The sequence below is a fragment of the Falsirhodobacter xinxiangensis genome, from assembly GCF_004959935.1.
GTDB lineage: Bacteria > Pseudomonadota > Alphaproteobacteria > Rhodobacterales > Rhodobacteraceae > Falsirhodobacter > Falsirhodobacter xinxiangensis.
Map to the genome: position 1 here is coordinate 33,776 of NZ_SMYN01000009.1, position 23,591 is coordinate 57,366.

A 23,591-nucleotide genomic window follows, 5' to 3' on the forward strand; every position below is an offset into this window, starting at 1 on the left:
CAAGGCCCCGGAGCGATCCGGGGCCTTCTTCTTTCCCCCCGCTTGGGCTAGTGCCTTGCGGATGGAGTTGATCGTTGAAAACCTGTCCTGCGCCCGTGGCGGGGTGATCGTGCTGGAGGGCGTGAGCTTTCGCCTTGCCGCCGGACGGGCATTGGTGCTGCGCGGCCCGAACGGTGCGGGCAAGACCACGCTTCTGCGGACCATCGCGGGGCTGCAACATGCCGCGGGCGGCACGATCTCCCTTCCCCCCGACACCATCGCCTATGCCGCCCACGCTGACGGGCTGAAGCCGACCCTGACGGTGGCCGAAAATCTGACCTTCTGGGCCAGAATCTACGGTCGCGGGATCGGCGACACGTTGGACCGGATGAACCTTGCGGGGCTGGCGGACCGCCCGGCAATGAACCTTTCTGCGGGGCAGAAACGGCGGCTGGGTCTTGCGCGGCTGCTGGTCGCGGGTCGGCCGGTCTGGCTGCTGGACGAGCCGACGGTCTCGCTCGACACCGAGGCGGTCGCGTTGTTTGCAAGCGTCACGCGCGACCATCTGGCTGCGGGAGGCATGGCGCTGATCGCCACCCATATCGATCTGGGGTTGGAGACCGAGGTGCTGGACCTGTCCGCCTTCCGCGCCCGCCCCCGCATCGCGGGCGGCTTCGACGAGGCATTCGCATGATCGCCCTGCTGCTGCGCGATCTGCGCCTTGCGGTCCGGGCTGGCGGTGGATTCGGGCTGGGGCTGGCGTTTTTCCTGCTGGTTGCGGTGCTGGTGCCGCTGGGCATCGGGCCGGAGCCTTCGCTGCTGGCACGGATTGCGCCGGGCATCCTTTGGGTCGGCGCGCTGCTGGCCTGCCTTCTGTCGCTGGACCGGATATTTGCGCTGGACCGCGAGGATGGGTCGCTCGACCTGCTGGCCACTTCGCCCATCCCGATGGAAGGCGTGGTCGCCGTGAAGGCGCTGGCACATTGGCTGGTGACGGGTTTGCCTCTGGCGCTGGCTGCGCCGGGGCTGGCGGTGATGCTGCAACTGCCCGGCGGGCATGGGTGGCTTGCGATCTCGCTGGCGCTGGGCACGCCCGCGCTGTCGATGATCGGCACCTTCGGCGCGGCGCTGACGGTCGGGCTGAAGCGCGGCGGGCTGCTTTTGTCGCTGCTGGTGCTGCCGCTTTACGTGCCGACGCTGATCTTCGGGGCCGAGGTTGCGCGGCGCGGCGCGATGGGGATGGAGCTTGGAACGCCGCTGGCGCTTCTGGCCGCGATCACCGGGGGAACGCTGGCGCTGCTTCCTTTTGCCGCCGCGCTTGCGGTGCGCATCAACCTAAGATGACTTGAACCCCGGCGGGAAAAGGGACTAGCACAGGCGCCATGTCGATCTGGGAATACGCAAACCCGAAGAAGTTCATGCAGACCTCGGGCAGGCTGCTGCCTTGGGCCACCGGGCTGGCGGCGGCTGCGCTGCTGATCGGTCTGATCTGGGGCTTCTTCCTGACACCGGACGATTATCGGCAGGGATCGACGGTCAAGATCATCTTCCTGCACGTCCCGGCCGCCCTGATGGCGATCAATGCGTGGCTGATGATGCTGGTCTGCTCGCTGATCTGGCTGATCCGACGGCACCACGTTTCGGCATTGGCGGCGAAGGCTGCGGCACCGATCGGGCTGACGATGACGGTGATCGCGCTGGTCACCGGCGCGATCTGGGGCCAGCCGATGTGGGGAACGTGGTGGGCGTGGGACCCGCGGCTGACCTCGTTCCTGATCCTGTTCCTGTTCTATTTGGGCTATATCGCGCTGTGGTCGGCCATCGACGATCCGGATACGGCTGCGGACCTGACCTCGGTTCTGTGCATGGTCGGCTCGGTGTTTGCGCTGCTGTCCCGCTATGCCGTGAACTTCTGGAATCAGGGGCTGCATCAGGGCGCGTCGCTGTCGATGGACAAGAAGGAAAACATCTCGGACGTGTTCTGGCTGCCGCTGCTTGTCTGCATCACGGGGTTCGTGCTGCTGTTCGTGGCGCTGGTCCTGCTGCGCACCCGGACCGAGATCCGCGCGCGCCGTCTGGCCGCGCTGTTGGCGAGGGAGAGGATGGCATGATGCCCGACCTGGGGAAATATGCGGGCACCGTTCTGGGGGCCTATGCCGTGTCGATCCTGCTGATCGCGGGGCTGGTGGCGCTGTCGCTGTGGCAATCCGCGCGCACCCGCCGCGCATTGGACGAGGTGGAGGCCCGCAAATGAAGCCGCTGCTGTTCCTGCCGCCGGTGCTGTTCGCCGGGCTGGCCGCTGCCTTTTACGTCGGAATGATGCGGACGGACCCGGATGGGCTGCCGACCGCCCTGGCCGGTCAGGCGCCGTCGATTGCATTGTCGGCGCTTGGCGATGCGCCCGCCCCTACCAATGCCGACCTGCGCGGCGGGGTGAAGCTGGTGAACTTCTGGGCCAGCTGGTGCGCACCCTGCCGGGCGGAACATCCAATGCTGGAACAGCTTGCGGCCGAAGGGGTCGAAATCGTCGGCATCAACTACAAGGACCAGCCGGACAATGCGTTGGGCTTTCTGGCCGAACTGGGCGACCCCTTTGCGATCAAGGGCGCGGATGCCACGGGGCGGACGGGGCTGGACTGGGGGCTTTACGGCGTGCCGGAAACCTTCGTGCTGGATGCCGATGGGCGGATCGTGACCCGGCTGGCGGGACCGATCACGGCCCGCAACCTTGAAGACATGATCCGGCCGGCGCTGGAACAGGCTCAGGTGCCGCAGAACGTCCGGTAAGGGCCGAAGCCATCGGACGCCGGCAGCGCGAACCGGTCCCAGCCCTTGCGCTCCCCGAAGGACTGCGTGATCGCGGCCAGCAGATCGTCGAAGGGCTGCATGTTGTCCTCCTGCGCGGCGGCAAGCGCCTCCTCGACCCGTTCGTTGCGGGGGATGTAGACGGGGTTGGCAGCATCCATGATCTGCGCGGCATTCGGCGCAAGGCGCGCACGCCAGCGTGGCAGCCAATCGTCCAGCCGCACGCCGGGCAGCGGATGCGGACCGTCGATGGCGCGGGTAAGACGGCGGAAGGCCAGCGTCCAGTCCACGCCCTCGATCCCTTTCAGGAAATCTTCGGCCAGCGCGGCGTCGCCCGCATCCTCGCCCGCCAGCCCAAGCTTGCGGCGCATGCCGTCCAGCCAGGCATCGTGATATTTGCCCGCGACGCCCTCCAACACTTCGGTTGCCTTTTCGATGGCGCGGTTGTCGTCGGCGTCGATCAGCGGCAAAAGCGTTTCCGCCAGCCGCGCAAGGTTCCAGCCAAGGATCATCGGCTGGTTGCGATAGGCGTAGCGCCCCTGCGCGTCGATGGACGAAAACACCGTCCCCGGCGCATAGGCTTCCATGAAGGCGCAGGGGCCGTAGTCGATCGTTTCGCCCGAGATGGTCATGTTGTCGGTGTTCATCACGCCATGGATGAAGCCGACCAGCATCCACTGCGCGACCAGTTTCGCCTGTCGATCCGCGACGGCGGCGAAAAAGCCGAGGTAGTCGCCCGCAAGCTTCGGGTAATGTCGGGCAATGGCATAGTCGGCCAGTTTCTTCACCCGGTCCCCCTCGCCCCGCGCGGCGAAGAACTGGAACGTGCCGACCCGCAGATGGCTGGAGGCGACCCGAACCAGCACCGCTCCGGGCAAGGCCCCCGCATCGCGATAGACCGTCTCGCCCGTGGTGACTGCGGCCAGCGCGCGGGTGGTGGGGATGCCAAGCGCGTGCATCGCCTCGCCCATCAGATATTCCCGCAGCACCGGGCCAAGCGCTGCCTTGCCGTCGGCCCCGCGCGAGAACGGCGTGCGCCCCGAGCCTTTCAGCGCGATGTCGTGGCGCTGGCCCTCCTGCACCACCTCGCCCAGAAGCAACGCGCGGCCATCGCCAAGCTGCGGAGAGAAGCCGCCGAACTGGTGCCCGGCATAGGCCTGGGCCAAAGGATGGGCCGAGGGCGGCAGATCGTTGCCGACCAGAAACTCGGGTGTCAACGCGTCCGCGTCCAGTCCCAGCATGGCCGCCAGATCGCGGTTCAGGCGCAGGATGCGCGGCGCAGGTGCCGCCGCCGCCTGCCAGTCCAGATAGAACCCCGGAAGGTCGCGCGCATAGCTGTTGTCGAAGGCGATGGTCATGGGCGGCTCCTTTGCCGCACCATATGGGGATGCGCGCAGCGGGGGCAACCCGGCGAAAAATTGCCGGATGCAAAGGATTTTCGGGAACCGGAGGCCGGGGGGCTGGCGTTTACCGCGCGCATACCCGTATTCCACGGGCGGGACATTCAGAGGAGAATACCATGATCACCCGTAAGGTCGCGCTTGCAATTTCCGCACTCGCCATCGTCGCCACCGTTTCCGCCTGCGGCAATACCCGTGGCCAGCGTGTCGCGACGGGTGCCTTGGGCGGCGCAGTGGCGGGCGAAGTGCTGGGCGGCGAGCCGGTTGCCGGCGCACTGATCGGCGGGGGCATCGGCGCCGTTCGCTGATCACCGTTACATTATTGCATCACAGCCCGCGGTCCATGCCGCGGGCTGTTTTCGTTTCGGCCAGACGTTTCCGCAGCGTGTTCAAACGTTTCCTGAATCGCCACCGTGGACACAGGCTGCGCCGCGGGGAAATCCGGCGATTTTATTGCGCCGTTTCCGCTTCGCGTTTCTTGAAAATACCCTGCTCGTTCCTTTATTGCAGCTATACAACCCAAGGTTGTGCTGTTCGCGGTCTTTCGCCAATCGAATGCGACCATTCCAGCGAAACCTCGCCGGTCATTCAGCGCGAGGGCATCAATCGTTGCCGGATCGGAAACAGTCACTATCAAGGCGCGTATATCCCCCCAACAATCGGAACTGACCAATGCCCCAGAAAGTAAAGCCCGGCCAGCTTGGCATGGCCACCCCGTTCGGCGAAATCCTCGGCTCCTCGACCGAGGAGATGAACGCCGAGTTCAAGGATTACAAAGCTCTTGGCGCGGATTGGATCCGCATGGATTTCCACTGGGATCTCGTGCAGCCCCGCGCGGGCGTCTGGAACTGGTCGCTGATCGACAAGGTCGTGAATGCTGCCAACGCACATGGGATCAAGGTCGTCGCAATCCTTGAAGGCGTGCCCGGCTGGCTGGATCAAGGTCTGGGCACCAAGGCTTCGCAAGCCGCGCTTGGCACCTTCGCAGGCGAGGCCGCCAAGCGTTATGGCGACCGCGTGGATCATTGGGAAATCCTGAACGAGCCCAACAAGGACCATATCAACGCGCAGAACTATACTGCGGGTCTGAAGGCGGCCTATACCGCGATCAAGGCGGTCGATGCGGATGACACCGTCATCACCGGCGGCACCGCCCCGGTTCCCAACACCGGCAACGGCATGGTCGGCGCGGTGGACTATCTGGAACAGATGTATGATGCGGGCGCGAAGAACTATTTCGACGCTGTCGGCTATCACCCCTACACCTATCCGCAGATGCCCTCCAGCAGCTCGTCCTGGAACGGGTGGCAGATCATGGAAGACGGCATCCGTGGCGAGATGCTGGCCAATGGCGACGGTGGCAAGCAGATCTGGATGACCGAATTCGGCGCGCCCACCGCAGGCAGCAACACCGCGCTGACCCAGGCCCAGCAGGCGCAGGTCATCCGCGAGGCGGTGGACATCGCGCAGGATTACGACTGGGCCGGTCCGATCATGTGGTATTCCTACAAGGACCGTGGCGGCTCGACCGGGACGGCGGAAAACTGGTTCGGCCTCGTGGGCCCGAATGGCGAGAAGAAGGCCGCCTACAACACGTTCAAGGATCTGGGCAACAAGGATGGCGGCGCCGTCACCGCTCCGATCAAGGAACCCGCGATCACGCCCCAGCCCACCCCCAAGCCGGTGGAGCAGGACGACGCGGCTGGCGATATCATCAAGGTCGGCACGCTGACCAAGTGGCAGAAGATCGCGTATGACGATGGCGACACCATCGATCTGAGCGCCATCGATGCCAATTCCACCGTGCGCGGCAATCAGGCGTTCAACTTCATCGGGTCCAACTGGCTGGACGATCCGCGCGATCTGGGCGTGTATCACAACAGCGGTCAGAACCGGACCTATGTTCAGGGCGACGTCGATGGCGACGGGGCTTTTGATCTGAACCTGGTGATCGACGGCATCCACAAGCTGACCGCCGACGATTTCATCCTGTGATCGGATCGGGCCGGGGTGATCCCCCGGCCCTTTTCATCACTTGCGACGACGGCGCAGGACGGCCAGACCGCCCAGACCCGCCAGCAGCATCGGGAGCGCAGCCGGCAGCGGCACCGGCGCGGGCATGTTGGCGTCGATCACGGCGCGGCCCAGATCGGGATAGTCGGTGAAGATGCCGTCGATCCCGGCCTCGATCAGCGGCTGGATCTGCGCGAAGGCTTCCTCCAGCGAGGTCGGGCGCCACGTCCAGCCATGGACGACCAGACCCAGATCATGCGCGGCGGAGATGAATTCCGCGCCCAGCGCCGGGCTGGAGATCGAAACGCCCAGACCCTCCACATATTCGGCCAGAGCTTCGAGGCTGCGGAACTCGCCGCCATAGGTCATGCCGAAGACGCCATCCAGCAGCGTGGCCGAACCCAGCTGCGCGATGGTCGCGTCGATCATCATGGAATCGGTCAGCGCGGCCAGTTCTTCGGCGGAGTCGAACGAGAAGCTTTGCAGGATCACCTTGTCGGCGGCTTCGGTATAGCCGTGGGTCGACAGCGACTGCGCGATGGCGGTGTTCAGCGCGGCGTTGTAGGGCGCCTTCGATTCCGGATAGATGCCGATATCGGTCCCGTTCTCGGCATTGTATTCGTCCAGCCAGACCAGAACTTCGTCGAAGGTCGGCACGACGAAGGGATAGTCGGACGAGAAGCCCGGATATTCGTTCGTGGCTGTGCGGGTCGGCTCGGCGGTCAGTGTGCGGATTTCGTCCAGCGTGAAGTCCTTGACGGCATAGCCGCCGTTGCGGGCCTCGAACAGTTCTTCGACATTGGTGGAACGGTTCAGCGTGCCGTCATGCATCACGACGACATGGCCGTCGGCGGTCAGTTGCAGATCCGGCTCGATGTAGTCGGCGCCCATCTGGATGCCCAGCTCGTAGGCGGCGATGGTGTGCTCGGGCAGATAGCCGCTGGCGCCGCGATGGGCGATCAGGATCGGCGCTTCGCCGTTCAGCGTGGCGAAACGGTCGATGGTGGCAGCAGTGACCGGCGCGGCAAGCATCGCGCCCAGAACGGCGGTGCCAAGAAGCATGGCTTTCATGGTCTGTCCCTTGAATTTACTATGAAATGGCGGCACTCGCACCGCACGGGATCGTGACTAGGGGCGCATTGTGGCGGAACGGCAAAGTTAACGCGAAGTTAATGCGACAATGCCAAGGGCGCGCGGAACTTGCCCTTTTGGCCCCTGCGGCGTAAGGAAACCGCGCCCCGATCCCTTGAAAGGCCACGCGCATGATCCCCCGCTATTCCCGCCCCGACATGGTCGCCATCTGGTCGCCCGAGACGAAGTTCCGCATCTGGTACGAGATCGAGGCCCATGCCTGCGACGCGCAGGCCGATCTGGGCGTCATCCCCCGCGCCAATGCCGATGCCGTCTGGCGCGCGAAGGATGTGGAATTCGACGTGGCCCGCATCGACGAGATCGAGGCCGTGACCAAGCATGACGTCATCGCCTTCCTGACCCATCTGGCCGAGCATGTGGGTTCGGACGACGCGCGTTTCGTCCATCAGGGGATGACCAGTTCCGACGTTCTGGACACCACGCTGAACATCCAGCTTGTCCGCGCGTCGGACCTGCTGCTGGCGGGGATGGACCGCGTTCTGGCCGCGCTGAAGACCCGCGCGTTCGAGCATAAGGACACGGTGCGCATCGGCCGCTCGCACGGCATCCACGCGGAACCGACGACGATGGGCCTGACCTTCGCCCGGTTCTATGCCGAGATGGCGCGGGGCCGCGACCGTCTGGTCGCCGCGCGCGAGGAAATCCGCACGGGCGCGATTTCCGGCGCCGTCGGCACTTTCGCCAATATCGACCCGCGCGTCGAGGAGCATGTCTGCGAAAAGCTGGGCCTGATCCCCGAGCCGATCAGCACGCAGGTCATCCCGCGCGACCGTCACGCGATGTTCTTTGCCACGCTGGGCGTGATCGCGTCGTCGATGGAAAACATCGCGATCGAGATCCGCCACATGCAGCGGACCGAGGTTCTGGAGGCCGAGGAGTTCTTCAGCCCCGGCCAGAAGGGCTCGTCCGCGATGCCGCACAAGCGCAACCCGGTGCTGACGGAAAACCTGACGGGCCTGGCGCGTCTGGTGCGGATGGCCGTGATCCCAGCGATGGAGAACGTGGCCCTGTGGCATGAGCGCGACATCTCGCATTCGTCGGTGGAACGCGCGATCGGACCGGATGCGACGATCACGCTGGATTTCGCGCTGCACCGTCTGGCGGGCGTGGTGGAAAAGCTGGTGGTCTATCCCGAGAACATGCTGGCCAACATGAACAAGTTCCGCGGTCTGGTGATGAGCCAGCGCGTGCTGTTGGCGCTGACGCAGGCCGGCGTGTCGCGCGAGGACAGCTATCGTCTGGTGCAGCGCAACGCGATGAAGGTCTGGGAACAGGGCGCGGATTTCAAGACCGAGCTTCTGGGCGATGCCGAGGTGACGGCAGCCCTGTCGCCCGCCGAGATCGAGGAGAAGTTCGATCTGGGCTATCACACCAAGCATGTGGACACGATCTTCAAACGGGTCTTCGGCTAACCCCACGTTAACCCGATGAAACCATCCTGCCCCCTGGATCACGAATCTCGGGGGCAGGATGTCTCAGGCACTGGCACAGATCACACCGGCGCAGCGCGCCGTGCGTGTGGCGCGACCGCTGAACGGGCTGGAAAAGGCCGCCATCGTCGTGCGCCTTTTGATATCCGAGGGGGCGAATATCCCCCTGTCGTCCTTGCCGGAAGAATTGCAGGCCGAACTGACTGCGCAGATGGGGCAGATGACCCCCGTGGACCGCGCCACGATGAATGCGGTGATCGAGGAATTCTCGACCGAGCTGGAACAGCTTGGGATCGCCTTTCCGGGCGGGATGGAGGGCGCGCTGAAGGCGATGGACGGCCACATCTCGGCCGGGGCGGTCACGCGGCTGCGGCGGGGCGGTATCGGCCCCGCGGACCCGTGGGAGCGGCTGAACGCCCTGCCCCCGGATCGTCTTCTGCCGATACTGGAGGAGGAGGCGGTCGAGGTGGCTGCCGTCATGCTGTCGAAGCTGCCGGTGGCGCGTTCGGCCGAACTGCTGGGCAAACTACCGGGGGAACGGGCGCGCAAGGTCGCCTTTGCGGTGTCGATGACGGGCAATGTGGACCCGGCGACGGTGCAGCGGATCGGCGCATCGCTGGCACAGCAGATCGACCAGCAACCGGCACGGGCCTTCGATGCGAATCCGGTGGAACGGGTGGGCGCGATCCTGAACGTATCGCAGACCGTCACGCGCGAGGATGTGCTGACGGGGCTGGACGAGGAAGACGCGGATTTCGGCGCCAAGGTGCGGCGGGCGATCTTCACCTTCTCGCATATTCCGTCGCGGATGACGCCAGCCGAGGTGCCGAAGCTGCTGCGCGCGGTCGATCAGGGGGTGTTGATCACGGCAATGGCCGCGCCCGGCGGGACCGAGACGCGGGAGTTCATTCTGGCGAACCTGTCGCAGCGTATGGCCCAGACGCTGCGAGAGGAGATCGCGGATCGCGGCACGCCCCGGCCCAAGGATGCAGAGGCGGCCATGACCACCGTGATCGGCGCGATCCGCCAGCTTGAAGGCACGGGCGAGATCACGCTGATCACCGAGGATTAGAGCGCGAGCCTGCGGAACGGCCCCGGCCCGAACCGATCCGAGATCTGCGCGACCGCGATGGCCGTCGCGCCCTCGGCTGCGGGCAGCGTCCATTCCGGCGTGGTGACCGTGACGTCGCGCAGTATCTGATCCCCTTTGATGACGCGGACCAGATAGGCCTCGCGCTCCTCGCCCAGCGGCACCTCATAGGATGCCCAGTTGTCGCCGTCGATCCGGGTGCGGCGCACCCATGTGATCCGTTGACCCCTGCGGCGCAGATGCGCCGGGGCATAGGGGCGCAGGCCCGCCCCTTCGAAGGCCAACACCTGATGCACCACCGCCGGGTCGTCATAGCTGCGACCGGCATTGCCGGTGCGGTAGTGGCGGGCGAGGCCGCGTGCCTCTGCGGGGACGGTGATCTGGGTCATCGCCTCGTCCAGAAGCACGACGGTCGATCCGGCGGGCCAGCCTTCGGCTGGGATGAACGCCTCGGTGCCAAGCTGGCCACGAAGGCGGGCAGAGAGGTCATAGGTGCCAGTGCCGACCAGAACGGCATCGGCAAACTGGAACAGCTCCCACCGGGTGCCGTCACCGATGGCCATGACGTTCGCACCGTTCAGCACCTGCGCCGCGCTGGCCGAGGAGAGATCGCCGCCGTGGACTTTCACCCGCAGCGCCGCCCCCCGGTCCCAGAGGCCGCTTCGCGCCGGGGCCATAGGGGTCTGGGTAAGTCCGAGGATCGCGCCGCGCTGGACCAGCGTGTTCAGCTCATACCCTGCATCCTCGGATGCCGACCAGACGGCCACGGTGCCGGGCCAGGGGGTGGCGGCGATGGCGACATGCGGGGCGTGCGGAACCTCGTCCCCGCGCAACAGCGGCAGGTCGAGGAAGACCGGATGGACCGGAACAGGGGCCACGAAGGGCTTGGCCGGGACCCGCTGCTCGACCGCATCGCTGGCGACATAGACGGCGGGTTCGACCCGCACCGCCTCGACCATCTGGGCACCGGCGCGGTCCAGCCGGTCGATCCGCCAGCGCATCCCGTGCAGTGCCACGACGTCCCCCGCCCCGACCTGCGCCGACGGCGGCAGCGCAAAGCGCGCGGTATCCCGCGCCACACGGGATTCCGACAGCCAGCGTTCCGCGATCCGCCGCCCTTCGGAGGCCGTCAGCACCAGCGGCAGGTCGGTCTGCGAGACGGCATTGCTGGTCTCGTCCGGGAAGATCGCCTCGGCCTGCCGCGCGGCGTAATCGCCCTCGGCCTCGGTATGGGCAAGACGAACGCGGCCCGCGATCTCTGCCTCGGGCAGACGGACAAGTTCCAGCGTATCGTCTTCGGTCAGCGCCAACGTGTCGGGATCGAGTTCCAGCCCCACGCGGCCGTGGCGCATGGTGAAGACCAGCATCCCGTCCCGCTCGGCCGCCTCGAACCCATAGGCCAGCATCAGCGGTTGCAGCGATGCGCGGGCCGAGCCGGCATCGCCGGGTGCATAGCCGCGCACCGTTCCATGAAGACCCGAGACGTCATAGGCGGTCACGCCCGACCGCTCGCATATCTCGGCCACGACCGAAGACAGCGGTTGCGCCGAAGCACGCCCGGACAGCCAATGGCCGCGGGGGTAGTTGTCGCCATCGCTCCAGAAATCGAGGTTGTTCGGGAAGGCCGGGAAGGGCCGCGCATCCCAGGCCCAAGCGTGGGCGTATTGCATCTGGACCATCCGGTCGCCATAGGCGCCCGCCGGGTTGTTGGCCGGATCGCCCCAGAACTCTGCCATGGCGCGTAGGTATTGCATCTGGATCAGATCGTCCCGCCGCCCGTCCGACGCGCGAGGCAGCACGGATTCCGACGATTTGGGGTCGAGGAACTTGTTCGGCTCGTTCGATCCCTTGTCGATGGCCGCGCAGCCGTATTCGGTGAAGCGGATCGGCTTCGATCCCGGCTCCCACGCCGTGCGGATACGCGCCCCGCCCCGGCGATCGTGATGGGGCAGCGACCACCAGCTTTTCAGGTCCTTGTTGCGAAACACCCACGGCTCGCCGTAAGCGCCATCGGTGATCGGCTTACGGTTCTGGGCGGCCAGACCCTCGGGGCTGTCGTAATACCAGTCGAACCCCTCGCCGCCCATGACGTTGGATTTCAGGTAATCGAGGTCGTAGATCGAGCCCCAATGCGCGTCGGCATGATCCTCGCCGTCGCGCCAGTCGGACAGCGGCATATAGTTGTCGATGCCGACGAAATCGATCGCCGGATCGGCCCAGAGTGGGTCCAGATGGAAATACACGTCACCATCCGCGTGATAGCCGAAATATTCCGACCAGTCGGCGGCATAGCTAATCTTGGCATCCGGCAGAATCGCCCGCACCTCGGCCGCCAGTTGGCGCAGCGCCTGCACGGCGGGGAAGCTGTCATGAGCGCCCCGGATTTGGGTCAGCCCGCGCATTTCCGATCCGATGCAGAAGGCGTCCACACCGCCCGCCTGCGCGCAAAGATGCGCGTAATGCAGGATGAACCGCCGATACCGCCATTCCTGCGGACCGGTATAGCTCGCGCCGAAATGCTCGGGCATCGCGGTGCCGAAAAACGCGGCGACCTCGGCCTCGGCGGCGGCGGTGCGGTCGGTGGTCCCCGTGCGTCCCGGCGCTTGCGAGGTCGTGATCCGTCCGCGCCACGGCAGGACGGGCTGGCCATCCGCATCCGAATACGGATCGGGCAGCGTATTGCCCTCCATCTGATCCATCAGGATGAAGGGATAGAACATCACCTCGCGCCCGCCATCCCGAATGGCGCGGATCGCCTCGATCACCGAGGCATCGGCGGGTGTGCCGCCATAGACCGGGCGACCGTCGGCCTGCGGCACCAGCGCCGCCTGCGCGCGCGTGACCCCCGCAACCGTCCATGGCATCGGCACGCCATCCGCGCGCTGTTCGACGCAGGGCTGCACCGTGCAGTCGCCGCAGCGCAGATCGTTGCCGAACCACGACACCACCAGCGAAACGGATTGCGCGGCGGGCAGTTCCTCGCCCAACTGGCGCAGCGCCACCGTCAGGTCGGTCTTGCCCGAGGGTGTGTTGACGTTCAGCGAACGGTTTGCGCCCGGTCCACTGGACACATGAACCGGGGTCGTCGCCAGCGCGTATTCGCCCGTGCCGGGAACCAGCGCGACCGCCCTCACCCCGCGCTGCAGGTTCACGTCGCGGTCGGCCTGACCGCCCTGCGCCGGGCGCAGCACCTCGAACGAAAACTGTGGCACCCGGTTGCCGAACTGGCCAAGCGGAAGATCCTCCAGTACCACATAGGCGATGCCGCGATAGGCTGGCGCGTGACCTTCGACCGCCGCGATTTTGGGGTCGGGAAGCTGGTCCTCGCTGCCCTCATAAACGCGCATGTTCAGATCGTGGGGCGAAAGCTCGATCCCGTCGGCCCAGACGCGCCCGATGCTGGCGATCTCGCCCTCGCACAGGGCGATGGCGAGGCTGACGGAATAGGAATAGCTTGTGGTCTTGGGCTTCGGCGTGCCCTTGCCACCGCCGGACTTGCTGACATGTTCCAGAAACCGCGTGGCCCAGATGACCTGACCCGACACGCGGGTGCGGCCATAGACTTGGGCGACCGGCGCGCCTTCGGACGCGCCCATGATGCGGAAACGGTCCAGCTTGCCGATCTCGACCCGTTCAGACCCTGCGCCCAGAAGGCGCTGGTCGATCACCTGACCCAGCGTCGCGCCGACCGCGCGCCCGATGACGGCGCCGGACAGGCCGATGACCGTGCCGCCGATGCCGCCGCCGATCGCGGCGCCGGCGGTTGCAAGCAGAAGGGTTGCCATATGTCAGCTCCTGTCGGGAAAACGAAAGCGCGCCGCGATCCGGCGCGCCCAGGGGGCGGAAAGCGGGCTTTCGATGACCCCGTGCCCGGTATAGGCGTGGATGAAGCTCGCGCCCTCGGCCTGAATGCCAAGGTGTTTGGCCACGCAGCCGTCGCGCATGCGGAACAGCAGCACGTCGCCGGGGGCAGCATCGGCCTGCGGTTTGCGGACCAGCCAACGCTCGCAAGCCGCCAGCACCGTCTCGTCGCCCGAAGGTTCGGACCAATCCTGCGTATAGGCCGGGATCGCCTCGGGCTCCGGCCCGATCCAGACGCGCCAGACCCCGCGCACGAGGCCAAGGCAATCCGTCCCCGCACCCTTGCAATAGGCCTGATGGATATAGGGCGTGCCGATCCACGACCGCGCCTCGTCGATGATGATGCTCACCTGAACAGGCTCCCCCCATCCTTGACGCTGCCCGAGGTGGGATAGGAGGCCAGCCAATCCTCGCCCGGAATATGCGGAAAGCCGCGAAAATTGGCGAAGTTCGCGAATTTCAGGCGGCAGGTCTCGGCCCGCTTGTCGCAGCCCGCCTCGATCCGCAGCATGTCGCCGGGCGCGACCTGCGGCCCCAGCGACTGCCACAACTCGATCTCGCGCCCCGAGGCGGAGAGGCGGTCGTTCTTGATCAGCCCGACCACCCCCGCGCCCGCCCCCGTCAGCACGACCAGGCGCCCCCGCTCGAACCAGCGGTCATCGAAACCCGCAAAATCGGCAAAGCGGAAGATGCGCCGGTCCTCGACCTCCTCGGTGGCGCGTTCGGCGCTGTATCCGGGTTTCGACAGCTCGAACCCGCAGGCGCGATCCCCCAGCAGGGCCGAACAGCCGGTCTGATAGCTGCGCCCCTGCGGCTGGTTCAGCGCCTCGGTCAGCCCGCGCAGTTCCGCGCGGAACGCACCGCCCGCGCGGGTGATCTCGCCGAACGTGCCGCGGAACTGCAGACTGCGCTGTGACGGGTCGGCCCAGTTCACCAGCCAGCAGCGCATCTCGGCCCGGTCGAACCGCCCGGCCAGCAGATCGGCCTCGGTCACACCGGCATCGCTGAGCGCGCCGAGCGCCTCGGTATTGTCCACCGCAAGCCCGGTCGTCTGCTGGAGCGCCATCGCCGTCAGCCCGCTGCTGGCGGTGAAAGTGATGCCGTCGAAGGCAAGGTCCGTGTCATGATCGGTGAAGCCCAGCACGACACCATCGGCCCGCGCGACAGCCCATGCACGGCAAACGGTCGTGACGCCCAGCGCCAGATGCGATCCCAGCGTCATACCCGCACCTCCACCACCGGCACGTTCGGCACGTCGCCCGCCTGAAACGACGAAACCGAGGTCTGGATGCGGTCGGTATCGAAGCGCACCGGCACGTCGAACTCGAAGCCCGCCGTCACCTCGACCCCGCGCGCGGGTGCAGTGGCGAAGGTCACGGTCCCGCGCGCCACATCGACCGAGAACTGCACGCCCTCCACCGCCGGATCGGCGGCCAGAGCCACACGCACCGTGCCCTCGACGGGTTTGACGATGGGCCGCAGATAGGTCTCCTCGCCCGAGCGATACAGCTTGCGCAGCGCGAACACGGTCGTCACGCCATCGCCGCGCCCAAGCACCTGATCCAGCGGCCCGACGGCCTGCGACGGGAGGCAGGATTTGTAATCCGACCAATCCTTCCAACGAAAGCCGAACAACTGCCCCCGCCGCGCCTCGAAGAATGCGATCAGCGATTCCACATCGTCCAGCGACCGCAGCCCCACGCCGGCATCATAGTGGCGGCGCGAATGGGCCCAAGGAGTGTTCCGCTCCTCGAACCCGTTCGCCAGCGTGACGATCTCGGTCCGCCGCTCCGGCCCGCCGACCGACCCGAAGGACAGGTTGGCGGGAAAACGTATCTCATGAAATGTCATTCACTTGTTCCTTTGTCCGCGCGACAGGGCGCGGCTGACCTGCGCGGCGATCTGCCCCTGACTGCGCTGAAACCCCTGCACGTCGGGGGTGGTCACGTTCATGACGATGTTCACCGCCCGCCCGCCGCCCTGCGATTGCACACCCAGACGTCCATCGGCCCCGCGCGTCAGCGGCATGATCGCCTCCGGCCCCGCCTCGCCCATCAGCCCGGTCGCGCCAAGCATCGGAAAGGTGACGGGGCTGGACACGACGCCGCCCTTGGCGAAAGGCATCACCCGCCCTTGCGAAAACGCGCCGCCCGCCGCAAAGGGCATCAAGCCGCCCAAAAGTGCGCTGAGGCCCCCGGACACCACGCCGCCGATCGCCCCCTCCACCGGCTTGATCGACGCGCGATACACTGCCTGCGCCATGTTCTCGGCCACGCCGCGCAGCGCATCGGACAGGCGCGCCCCATCGAAGACCACGTCCTCGAAGGATTTGCGCAAGCCTCGGCCCATGCTGTTCGAAAGCGCCCCGACCTCGCGTTCTGCGGCACTGGCAGACACGCCGACCTGCTTCATCTGCCCTTCGAACGCCCCCACCACGCGCGAGGTGTCGTCCAACGACCGCTCCAACGCGGCAAGCTGCTCCTCCAGTTCCTCAATCGTGGCCATTTTCCAGCCCTTTCACATCGGGAAACGCACGGGCCAGTTCCTCCAGCCGCGCGCGGGTCAGGGGCGGGATCGCCGTCTCCGCCCCCAGCATCATCCGCAGTTCGATGGGCGTCAGCCGCCAGAACTGCTCGGGCGTCAGCCGCAGCGTGAACAGCCCGGCGCGCAAAAGCCCCGGCCAATCCATCACGATCGGGCCATCAGGGCATCGCGAAGGCACGGTGCAGCAGATCTGCCGCCGCCCGCGCCGCACCGGTCGCGCCACCGCCCACATCCGCGTGAAGCAAGTCCGCCGCCGTCCCGGTCCAGCCGCCACCGCGCAGACCCGCGACCACCACCGCCAGCACGTCGCGCGTGGTGAACCGCCCGCCCTCGAACCGCTGCACCAGATCGATCAGCGATCCGGCCTCCAGCACCGTCTCCAGCTCGGCCAGCGCGCCAAGCGTCAGCTTGGCCACATGCGGAACCCCGTCCAGAACGACCGTCACCTCGCCCGCAAAAGGGTTCATGCCAGCGCCGTGAAGGTCAGCGCCCCGGCCGAGGCGAGCGTCAGCTCATAGGTTGCCTCGCCATTGTGGCTGCCGGCATATTCGATGGCGGTGATCATGAACGCGCCCTGCACGACGCCAAAGCTGGGGATGATGACCTGGAACTGGGGCACCTCGCCGTCGAAGAAGATCTGCCGCGCCCGCTCGTCCGTCCCCGCATCGCGAAACACCCCCGAGCCGGAGATCGAGGCCGACTTCACCCCCGCCCCGCCCAGCAATTCGCGCCAGCCGCCCTGGCTCTCCAACGAGGTGACGTCCACCGTCTCCGCATTGAAGCTGACGCGCGTTGCCCGCAGGCCCGCGATCGTCTCGAACTGGCCGTCGCCGGTCAGGTCCAGTTTCACCAGAAGGTCCTTGCCGTTCTGAACAGCCATGTCGTTCTCCTTGTTATCCTTCGACCCGGACACGGAATGTCAGGTCGATCCGGCGGGTCCGCCCCGCCTCCAGCCGCCGCGCCACCGCGCGGTCGAACCACAGCCCCGCGATCCGCCCGCGCGACATTTCCAGCGGCACCGCCAGCCCGTCCGAGATCGCCCCGGCCACGCGCTTGGCCGCCAGAAACCCCTCGGCATCCGAAATCACGCTCAGCACCACCTGATGCTCGGCCCCCGCGCCCGATGCGTCGGACCGATCGCGCACCGTCTCCGGCCCGATCAGCACCCAGGTCCCGGCGGTCGCATCGGGGGCCGCATCGTGGATCGCCACGTCCTGCAACCCTCCCAGCCCGCGAAGACGCGCAAAGATCGCCTCCTGCAAAGCCGCCGCCACGCCATAGCTCATGCCATCCCCTCCCGCGCGAAACAGGTCAGGAACCGGCCCTCGGCCTCGGTCACGGCCAGGATCTGGAAAAGCCGCACACCATCCCGGAACCGCTGCCCGGCCCTGGGGCGCGAGGGCGCACCCACCGCCGCAGCCCGCACCGTAATGCGATAGGACACCTGCGGCCCCGTCACCTCGACCCCGGCCAATTCGCGCCCGGTCCCCGGCTTCACATCCGCCCAGAGCGTGCCCCGAGCGGTCCATTCCGTCCGAAAGCCCCCCGCGCCATCGCCGATGCGTTCCGAAGCCTCCAGCACCAGCGCCCGGTCCAGCGTCATGCCGCACCCCCGCCCAGCACGCGCACGGTGCGCCAACGTTCGATCAGCGTGACCACCGCCATCGGCAGGCCAGAGGCCCGCAGCCCAGCCTCGTGCCGGTTCTCGTAAAACTCTGCCGCCAGCAGCAGCACCGCCTGTCGCAGATCGGCCGGCACCGCGTCCCAGACGCCAAAGCCCGCGTCGAACACGATCTCCACATGGCTTCCCGCCGGCACTTCCGGCAGCACGAAGCCGGACACCAGCCGGGGCCGATGCGCGTCCCGCTCCAGCCGCAGCCCGGTCACGGCGCGCCGATCCGCACCGACGATCTCGACCGACACCACCTCGGACACCGGCGCGACCGGCAGCGCCTGCGCCGAACGCCCGCGCCAACCCGAAATCTCCCAACGGAAACGGCGCGCTATCAGAACCTTGCCGATCCGCCCTTCGATGGTCGCGATGGCGGCGCGCAGATGGCTCTCGACCAGCCCGTCCTGCATCCCGTCATCGGAAAACCCGGTCCCAAGACGCAGATGTTCCTTCATCCGCGCGATGGGCAGATCATCCGCTAAGACAGGCCCTTCTTCGGTCAACATCATAAATTCACCTCACAAGCCATTGATAAAACGGGCGCACCCAGACACTGCTCGGACGGAGGGAGCAGCTAGGCAGCACCTCGGCGCGCCCATCGCCCGGCCCCCGAAGGGGCCGGACATCCGCGATCAGGAGGTCGCGAATTTCAGAAGCTTGATCGCCGCGAAGTCGGTCACATCCCCGCCCACGCGCTTGGTGGCATAGAACAGGACGTGCGGCTTGGCCGAGAAAGGATCGCGCAGCACGCGCAGGTCCGGGCGTTCCGCGATGGTGTATCCGGCGGTGAAATCACCAAAGGCCATGGCAAAGGCACCCGCCGCGATATCCGGCATATCCTCGCAGATCAGCACCGGATAACCCATCAGCGTGTTCGGCTGCCCCGCTGCCAGACCGTCCGTCCACAGGAAGCGCCCGTCCGCATCCTTCATCTTGCGAACCGCACCCGCCGTCTTCGAATTCATCACGAAGGACGCATTCGCCCGGTATTCCGCCGACAGCGAGTAAACCAGATTGACGATGCAATCCGCCGACCCCGTCGCCGCGAAATCCGCCGCCGCACCGGATGCAACATAGCCAAGGCTGCCCCAGGCCCAAGAGGCATTCGCCACCTTCGGCGCGGTCAGGAAGCCCTTCGGCTTGTCCACACCATCACCGTTCACGAACGCCGCCGATTCCGCACGGATGAAGCGCGTCGCGATCTTGCCGGCCAGCCAACCCTCGACGTCGAATGCGGAATCGTCCAGCAGGCGCTGGCTCGCCTTGGGCATGGCCGACAGCTCGTGCAGCTTGATCGAGATGCGCTCGACCGCCGGGGTCGAGGTTTCGCCCTGCGCCGCCGTCTCGCTCGCCCAGCCCGAACCAACCTCGGAACGGTCGATCAGCACGTCAAAGCTGGACGCATCCACCGCCACCACATTGGCAATCGCCCGGATGGACGAGGTCGAAACCAGCATCGACCGAATGGTGTCCGAGGTCTGCGGATCGACCAGATAGCCACCATCGGCGGAAACCGCGGTCGACATCGCCTTGCCTTCCAGCACCAGCCCGCGCAGCCCGTCATCGTCACCCGAACGCAAATAGGCGCCCATCGCCTTCTGATGCGGCACTTCCACCTCGGCAGCAGCCGAAAGGGCGGGACGGCCATAGGTCACAGTCTTACGATCCAGCATGTTCAGTCGCTCTTCCTGTTGTTGCAGCGCCTTGGAAACTTCACCCTGAAAGCCCTTAAGCTCGTTCAGGAAACCCGACATGGCCTCGGCCACCTCCTGCGGACCGGACAAACCTTGCCCGGCCCGAGACTTCGTCTCGGTCATTCACTCCACTCCTTCGTTGAAACCTCAGATCGCGGCGGCGGCATCCCGGAAGATCTGGGCAATCGACCGCCAGTCATCCGACTTCGCCTGCACCCGCGCCTCCGGCAGCATCGGGAAGGTCACAAGCGACACCTCCCACAGCTCCACTTCGGCCAGTGCCCGCCCCTTGCCGTCGCGCTCGGCCCGCACGGTGCGATAACCGATCGACATCCCGTCGATCGCCCCCGCCTCCAGCAGCACCATCGCCTCGCGCGCCTTTTGCACCCCGTCCAGCAGCCGGCCCTTCACGTAAAGGCCAACGCCGTCCTCACGCACCGTATCCCACACGCCGATCGGCTGGTTCGGATCATGCTGCCACAGCATCTTCACCGACTTGCGCCGCGCGAGGCTCCCCGCATAGGCCCCCGGCAGCACCACATCGCCGCCACCGTCCCGCACCCCGAACAAGGACGCATAGCCCTCGACGACCCCATCCGCGACCGTCAGCCCCGCATGGAACTTCCGCTCCGGCGCACCGCCATACCCGTATTCCATCGCTCTACCTCATCGCCGCGTTCACCAGCGCCTCGGCCCCCTGCGTCAGCAGAAAGGCCGCGACCCCATACACCCCCAGCCAGATCCGCCGTTCCAGCCGATCAAGCGAGCCCTCGATCTGCACCAGCCGGTATTCCAGCCCGTTCCAACGTTCGTCATGGACCCGTTCATTCGCCTCGATCCGCGCCGTCGCCGCATCGAAGCTGTCGTAAAGAAACCGCGAGCCCGTCTCGCCCGGTCTCATTCCTCCGCAAGCCTCGGCAGGCCCAACAGCATCCGCTTCTCGGCCACGCTCAGAAAATCCGCCGAACCCACACGCGCCCATTGCTGATCCCGCTCCACCGCCAGCGCGGGCACTTGGTCCAGGTCCGGCCGCAACTCCACGCATTCCCCGGAAAACGACGACAGCCAGTGCGACAGCGCCGACACCACTTTCGACGCCAAAGGCAGCACGGTCAGGCGATAGAACGCCCGGTTCGCCTCCTGATAGTTGGCATAGGTCGCGTCCCCCGGAATCCCCAGCAACATCGGCGGAACCCCGAAGGCCACCGCAATCTCCCGCGCCGCGCTTTCCTTGGTCTTCTGGAACTCCATGTCCGAGGGCGAGAACCCCATCGGCTTCCAGTCCAGCCCGCCCTCCAGCAACATCGGACGCCCCGCATTCCGCGCGCCCTGATGGTTCGCCTCGATCTCGCTCACCAACCGATCATACTGATCGTTGCTCAGCGCCGACTGCCCATCCGCACCCTTATAGACGATGGCCCCCGAAGGCCGCGCCGCATTGTCCAGCAGCGCCTTCGACCACCGCGACGCGCTCGTATGCACATCCAGCGCCACCGCCGCCGCCTGAAGCGCGGAAAACCCGTAGTGATCGTCCTGCGGATGGAACGACTTGATATGGCAGATCGGCGCAAACTCTCCAGTCATGTCGAACCGCACCTTCCGCGCCCCGACGGTATAGTCATAGGCCACCGGCCACCCATCCGCACCCGGCACCAGGCTGATCCGATCCGAGCGCAGCACATGCAGCTCCCCCGGCATCACCCCACCCGGCACCGCCTCGACATAGGCGTTCCCCGACAGCAGAAGCTGCGCATAGACCGCCTCCAGCATCTCCGCCCGCCCCTGCACCGGGTTGGGCCGCGTCACCAGATCCAGCACCGGATGCGCGTCATAGCGACGCTCGCAATCCTGAAGCACCAACGGCAACGCCGCCGCCGCCTCGGCAATCAGCTTCACCGCACGAAACCCGACCGGATTTCCCAGAAACCCGTTCTTCGTCAAACTCACCACATCCCGCGGCGACCACGCGACCCGCCCCGAGCTCTGATACGAGATCACCGGCCCCGTGGCCGACGCCTTCACCTCCGGCGCCGCCCGTTTCAGGAAATCGAACATCCGCACCTCCACCAGCCAAGCCGCCACCGATCAGGCAACCGCCCGTCCTGCCGACCAACCATTTCCAAGATCAGGACCTTGCCGTCCTTCGATGAAATCAACCTACCGAAGAAAGGTTAATCCCGCTTAACACCACCGCACGGTCAAAGCCGCCGCACCGACGGCCGCGAAAAACTCGCCGCCGAATCGATCATCAGATCCCACAACCCCCAGACCAATGCATCCACCCGGTCTGGCGATCCCTTCCCCTCATACCCGCGCACGCTCATGCGGCACATCTGATCCTCCAGCTTCGCCAGCCCGCGCACATGCCGAACCCGCCCTTGCTCATACAAAGCCGCCACAGGCTCCGCCCGCGCGACCTTCCCCTTGGCCGCCCGCACCGCCCGAAACGGCACCAAGGGATCAATCGAGCGGATGACCTGCTCCACCAGATCCCCACCCTGATTGACCTCCGCCACCAACCGGTCCGCCCCATGCCGCGCCATCGCCGCCAAAGCCGCCCGCGCCCAAGCATCCGGCGACGCCGCGCTCATACTGGCATCCTCCAGCACCACAGCCTTCCACCCGGTCGGCGAGCCGTCCATCACACAGCCCACCACAACGATCCCGCACTCGTCCGACCCCGCATGCCCCGTCACCGGCGGATCGACGGCCACGACCACCCGGTCCATCCGCCCCACCGAGTCCAACCGCCCCGCCTCCAACATGGCGGTCGTCCACATCGCCCCCTCCACATCGTCCAGCAAAACGCCGTCCAACTCCTGCATCCCCAGCCGCGTCCCCTCATACCGCGCCCGCACCTCCTCCAGGAACGAGGCCGCCAGATACGCCCGGTTCGCCTCCGTCGGCGCATGTGTCACGACCGTGGACGGGTTCTTCAAAACCCCCTTCAACGCCGGCACGTTCCGCGGCGTCGTCGTCACCACCTGCCGCGGATTATCCCCCAGCCGCAGCGCAAATTGCAGCATGTCCCAAACCTCCTCTCCCTTCTTCCACTTCGCCAACTCGTCCACCCAAGCGGCATCGAACTGCGGCCCCCGCAGCGCCTCCGGCTCATGCGCCGAAAAACACTGCGCAACCGCACCGTTCGGCCAGACCAGCCGCTTCCGCCCCGCCTCCCATTCCGGCTTTCGATCAGGCGGAGAGCACGCCAAAATCCCGCTCTCCCCGAACACCATCACCTCCCGCACCTGATCGAACGTCTCGCCCACCAGCGCCACGCGCCGCGACCGCCCCGCATCCAGCGGCCCCGCCCCCTCGACCTCGGCCCGCACCCATTCCGACCCGGCACGGGTCTTCCCCGCCCCGCGCCCACCCATGATCACCCAGGATTTCCAAACCCCATCGGGCGGCAACTGATGCGGCAACGCCCAGAATTCGAACATCCACGGCAACGCCAACAACGCGTTCTCGCTCAAGCCCCCCAGAAACTCGTCAACCTGCTCCTGCGTCGCGGAGGCGAGCCAGCCTGCGCCCGATCTCATCGCGCGCGGCTCCAAGGTCGAGCGCACCTCCCCCGACGATTCCTCCAACCTGCTTGCGAAGTTTTTCAACCCGTGTCCTTTCATCCATCACCATCTGAAGCGCAGCGCGCAGGTCCTTGACCGCCTTCACCGCATTCCCGACCTCACCCAGATCCCCCTCGCCCAGCTTTCGCCGCGCAAGCGCCAGTTCTCCCGCAACTTCCCGGTAAAGCTCCTCGGTCTCCGCAAGCAGATCGACCTGCGAAGCCTCCTCGAACGGAAAATCCATCTTCATCACTGCACCCCGCCTCTCATGCCATCCCCGCACGAGCGAAACGAAAAAAGCGGCACCGGGGTCACCCCCCGAGCCGCTTCGCCCACTTCTCCTAGCATGCCATAACCCCTACACGCAGCCGCGCGCAAAGTCAAG

At 66.4% G+C, this 23,591-nt stretch carries 28 protein-coding genes; 9 read left to right on the plus strand and 19 right to left on the minus strand.

Features of this window, described 5'->3' with window-relative positions; all coding sequences use genetic code 11:
* The first annotated feature begins 61 nt into the window (after positions 1-61).
* Genes ccmA through E2K76_RS12045 form a run of 5 tightly spaced genes read left to right on the plus strand, consistent with a single transcriptional unit; the run spans position 62 to position 2,766 of the window.
* The gene (ccmA, locus tag E2K76_RS12025; RefSeq protein ID WP_136684561.1) at positions 62-673 is read left to right on the plus strand and encodes a heme ABC exporter ATP-binding protein CcmA; all 612 of its coding nucleotides are present in this window, start codon (positions 62-64) and stop codon (positions 671-673) included.
* A complete protein-coding gene (gene ccmB / locus E2K76_RS12030) occupies positions 670-1,323 on the plus strand; it encodes a heme exporter protein CcmB (protein WP_136684562.1) in 654 nt (217 codons plus the stop codon). Before ccmA ends, ccmB begins: the two co-directional genes overlap by 4 nt.
* A gap of 38 nt (positions 1,324-1,361) precedes the next feature.
* Positions 1,362-2,090, plus strand: coding sequence for a heme ABC transporter permease (locus E2K76_RS12035; protein ID WP_136684563.1), 729 nt, complete (start codon positions 1,362-1,364; stop codon positions 2,088-2,090).
* Positions 2,087-2,233, plus strand: coding sequence for a heme exporter protein CcmD (gene ccmD / locus E2K76_RS12040; protein ID WP_136684564.1), 147 nt, complete (start codon positions 2,087-2,089; stop codon positions 2,231-2,233). The genes E2K76_RS12035 and ccmD overlap by 4 nt, the downstream gene beginning before the upstream one ends.
* Positions 2,230-2,766, plus strand: coding sequence for a DsbE family thiol:disulfide interchange protein (locus E2K76_RS12045; protein WP_136684565.1), 537 nt, complete (start codon positions 2,230-2,232; stop codon positions 2,764-2,766). Before ccmD ends, E2K76_RS12045 begins: the two co-directional genes overlap by 4 nt.
* On the opposite strand, the gene E2K76_RS12050 is transcribed toward E2K76_RS12045, so the two are convergent.
* Positions 2,742-4,142: a protein adenylyltransferase SelO gene (locus tag E2K76_RS12050; RefSeq protein WP_136684566.1), complete on the minus strand. Its 1,401-nt coding sequence runs from the start codon at positions 4,140-4,142 to the stop codon at positions 2,742-2,744. The genes E2K76_RS12045 and E2K76_RS12050 overlap by 25 nt on opposite strands.
* A gap of 161 nt (positions 4,143-4,303) precedes the next feature.
* Here E2K76_RS12050 and E2K76_RS12055 point away from each other — a divergent pair, with 161 nt between their 5' ends.
* Positions 4,304-4,492 carry a hypothetical protein gene (locus E2K76_RS12055; RefSeq protein ID WP_136684567.1) on the plus strand — a complete coding sequence of 63 codons (189 nt, stop codon included), beginning with the start codon at positions 4,304-4,306 and terminating at the stop codon, positions 4,490-4,492.
* Positions 4,493-4,856: 364 nt separating this feature from the next.
* Complete coding sequence (locus tag E2K76_RS12060; RefSeq protein WP_136684568.1) at positions 4,857-6,179, plus strand: cellulase family glycosylhydrolase; 1,323 nt, start codon at positions 4,857-4,859, stop codon at positions 6,177-6,179.
* Positions 6,180-6,215: 36 nt separating this feature from the next.
* Here E2K76_RS12060 and E2K76_RS12065 read toward each other — a convergent pair whose 3' ends face one another.
* A complete protein-coding gene (locus E2K76_RS12065) occupies positions 6,216-7,268 on the minus strand; it encodes a glycerophosphodiester phosphodiesterase family protein (RefSeq protein WP_136684669.1) in 1,053 nt (350 codons plus the stop codon).
* Positions 7,269-7,459: 191 nt separating this feature from the next.
* Here E2K76_RS12065 and purB point away from each other — a divergent pair, with 191 nt between their 5' ends.
* Positions 7,460-8,761, plus strand: coding sequence for an adenylosuccinate lyase (gene purB / locus E2K76_RS12070; RefSeq protein ID WP_136684569.1), 1,302 nt, complete (start codon positions 7,460-7,462; stop codon positions 8,759-8,761).
* Between the two features lie 58 nt (positions 8,762-8,819).
* Positions 8,820-9,851, plus strand: a complete 1,032-nt coding sequence (locus E2K76_RS12075; protein WP_136684570.1) for a flagellar motor switch protein FliG — start codon at positions 8,820-8,822, stop codon at positions 9,849-9,851.
* Here E2K76_RS12075 and E2K76_RS12080 read toward each other — a convergent pair.
* From E2K76_RS12080 to E2K76_RS12160, 17 genes are all read right to left on the minus strand, one after another.
* Entirely contained in the window at positions 9,848-13,654 is a 3,807-nt protein-coding gene (locus E2K76_RS12080; RefSeq protein WP_136684571.1) for a baseplate multidomain protein megatron, read from the minus strand. The genes E2K76_RS12075 and E2K76_RS12080 overlap by 4 nt on opposite strands.
* Positions 13,655-13,657: 3 nt before the next feature.
* Entirely contained in the window at positions 13,658-14,080 is a 423-nt protein-coding gene (locus E2K76_RS12085; RefSeq protein WP_136684572.1) for an NlpC/P60 family protein, read from the minus strand.
* Positions 14,077-14,952 carry a DUF2163 domain-containing protein gene (locus E2K76_RS12090; RefSeq protein WP_136684573.1) on the minus strand — a complete coding sequence of 292 codons (876 nt, stop codon included), beginning with the start codon at positions 14,950-14,952 and terminating at the stop codon, positions 14,077-14,079. Before E2K76_RS12090 ends, E2K76_RS12085 begins: the two co-directional genes overlap by 4 nt.
* Positions 14,949-15,581 carry a DUF2460 domain-containing protein gene (locus tag E2K76_RS12095; protein WP_136684574.1) on the minus strand — a complete coding sequence of 211 codons (633 nt, stop codon included), beginning with the start codon at positions 15,579-15,581 and terminating at the stop codon, positions 14,949-14,951. The genes E2K76_RS12090 and E2K76_RS12095 overlap by 4 nt, the downstream gene beginning before the upstream one ends.
* Complete coding sequence (locus E2K76_RS12100; RefSeq protein WP_136684575.1) at positions 15,582-16,235, minus strand: phage tail tape measure protein; 654 nt, start codon at positions 16,233-16,235, stop codon at positions 15,582-15,584.
* Positions 16,222-16,419: a rcc01693 family protein gene (locus tag E2K76_RS12105; RefSeq protein WP_136684670.1), complete on the minus strand. Its 198-nt coding sequence runs from the start codon at positions 16,417-16,419 to the stop codon at positions 16,222-16,224. The genes E2K76_RS12100 and E2K76_RS12105 overlap by 14 nt, the downstream gene beginning before the upstream one ends.
* A gap of 13 nt (positions 16,420-16,432) precedes the next feature.
* Complete coding sequence (locus E2K76_RS12110; RefSeq protein WP_136684576.1) at positions 16,433-16,741, minus strand: gene transfer agent family protein; 309 nt, start codon at positions 16,739-16,741, stop codon at positions 16,433-16,435.
* Positions 16,738-17,154, minus strand: coding sequence for a phage major tail protein, TP901-1 family (locus E2K76_RS12115; RefSeq protein WP_136684577.1), 417 nt, complete (start codon positions 17,152-17,154; stop codon positions 16,738-16,740). Before E2K76_RS12115 ends, E2K76_RS12110 begins: the two co-directional genes overlap by 4 nt.
* A gap of 13 nt (positions 17,155-17,167) precedes the next feature.
* Positions 17,168-17,560 (minus strand): DUF3168 domain-containing protein, encoded by a 393-nt coding sequence (locus E2K76_RS12120; protein ID WP_136684578.1) that lies wholly within the window; start codon positions 17,558-17,560, stop codon positions 17,168-17,170.
* Complete coding sequence (locus tag E2K76_RS12125; RefSeq protein ID WP_136684579.1) at positions 17,557-17,877, minus strand: head-tail adaptor protein; 321 nt, start codon at positions 17,875-17,877, stop codon at positions 17,557-17,559. Before E2K76_RS12125 ends, E2K76_RS12120 begins: the two co-directional genes overlap by 4 nt.
* Positions 17,874-18,455: a head-tail connector protein gene (locus E2K76_RS12130; protein WP_136684580.1), complete on the minus strand. Its 582-nt coding sequence runs from the start codon at positions 18,453-18,455 to the stop codon at positions 17,874-17,876. Before E2K76_RS12130 ends, E2K76_RS12125 begins: the two co-directional genes overlap by 4 nt.
* A 123-nt stretch (positions 18,456-18,578) precedes the next feature.
* Complete coding sequence (locus E2K76_RS12135; RefSeq protein WP_136684581.1) at positions 18,579-19,763, minus strand: phage major capsid protein; 1,185 nt, start codon at positions 19,761-19,763, stop codon at positions 18,579-18,581.
* Positions 19,764-19,787: 24 nt separating this feature from the next.
* The gene (locus tag E2K76_RS12140; protein ID WP_136684582.1) at positions 19,788-20,297 is read right to left on the minus strand and encodes an HK97 family phage prohead protease; all 510 of its coding nucleotides are present in this window, start codon (positions 20,295-20,297) and stop codon (positions 19,788-19,790) included.
* Between the two features lie 4 nt (positions 20,298-20,301).
* Positions 20,302-20,541 carry a GTA head formation protein, RCAP_rcc01685 family gene (locus tag E2K76_RS12145; protein WP_136684583.1) on the minus strand — a complete coding sequence of 80 codons (240 nt, stop codon included), beginning with the start codon at positions 20,539-20,541 and terminating at the stop codon, positions 20,302-20,304.
* On the minus strand, positions 20,538-21,695 hold the full coding sequence (locus E2K76_RS12150; RefSeq protein ID WP_136684584.1) for a phage portal protein: 1,158 nt from the start codon (positions 21,693-21,695) through the stop codon (positions 20,538-20,540). Before E2K76_RS12150 ends, E2K76_RS12145 begins: the two co-directional genes overlap by 4 nt.
* Positions 21,696-21,838: 143 nt before the next feature.
* Positions 21,839-23,182, minus strand: a complete 1,344-nt coding sequence (locus E2K76_RS12155; RefSeq protein WP_136684585.1) for a DNA-packaging protein — start codon at positions 23,180-23,182, stop codon at positions 21,839-21,841.
* Positions 23,133-23,456 carry a hypothetical protein gene (locus E2K76_RS12160; RefSeq protein ID WP_136684586.1) on the minus strand — a complete coding sequence of 108 codons (324 nt, stop codon included), beginning with the start codon at positions 23,454-23,456 and terminating at the stop codon, positions 23,133-23,135. Before E2K76_RS12160 ends, E2K76_RS12155 begins: the two co-directional genes overlap by 50 nt.
* Positions 23,457-23,591: the final 135 nt, after the last annotated feature.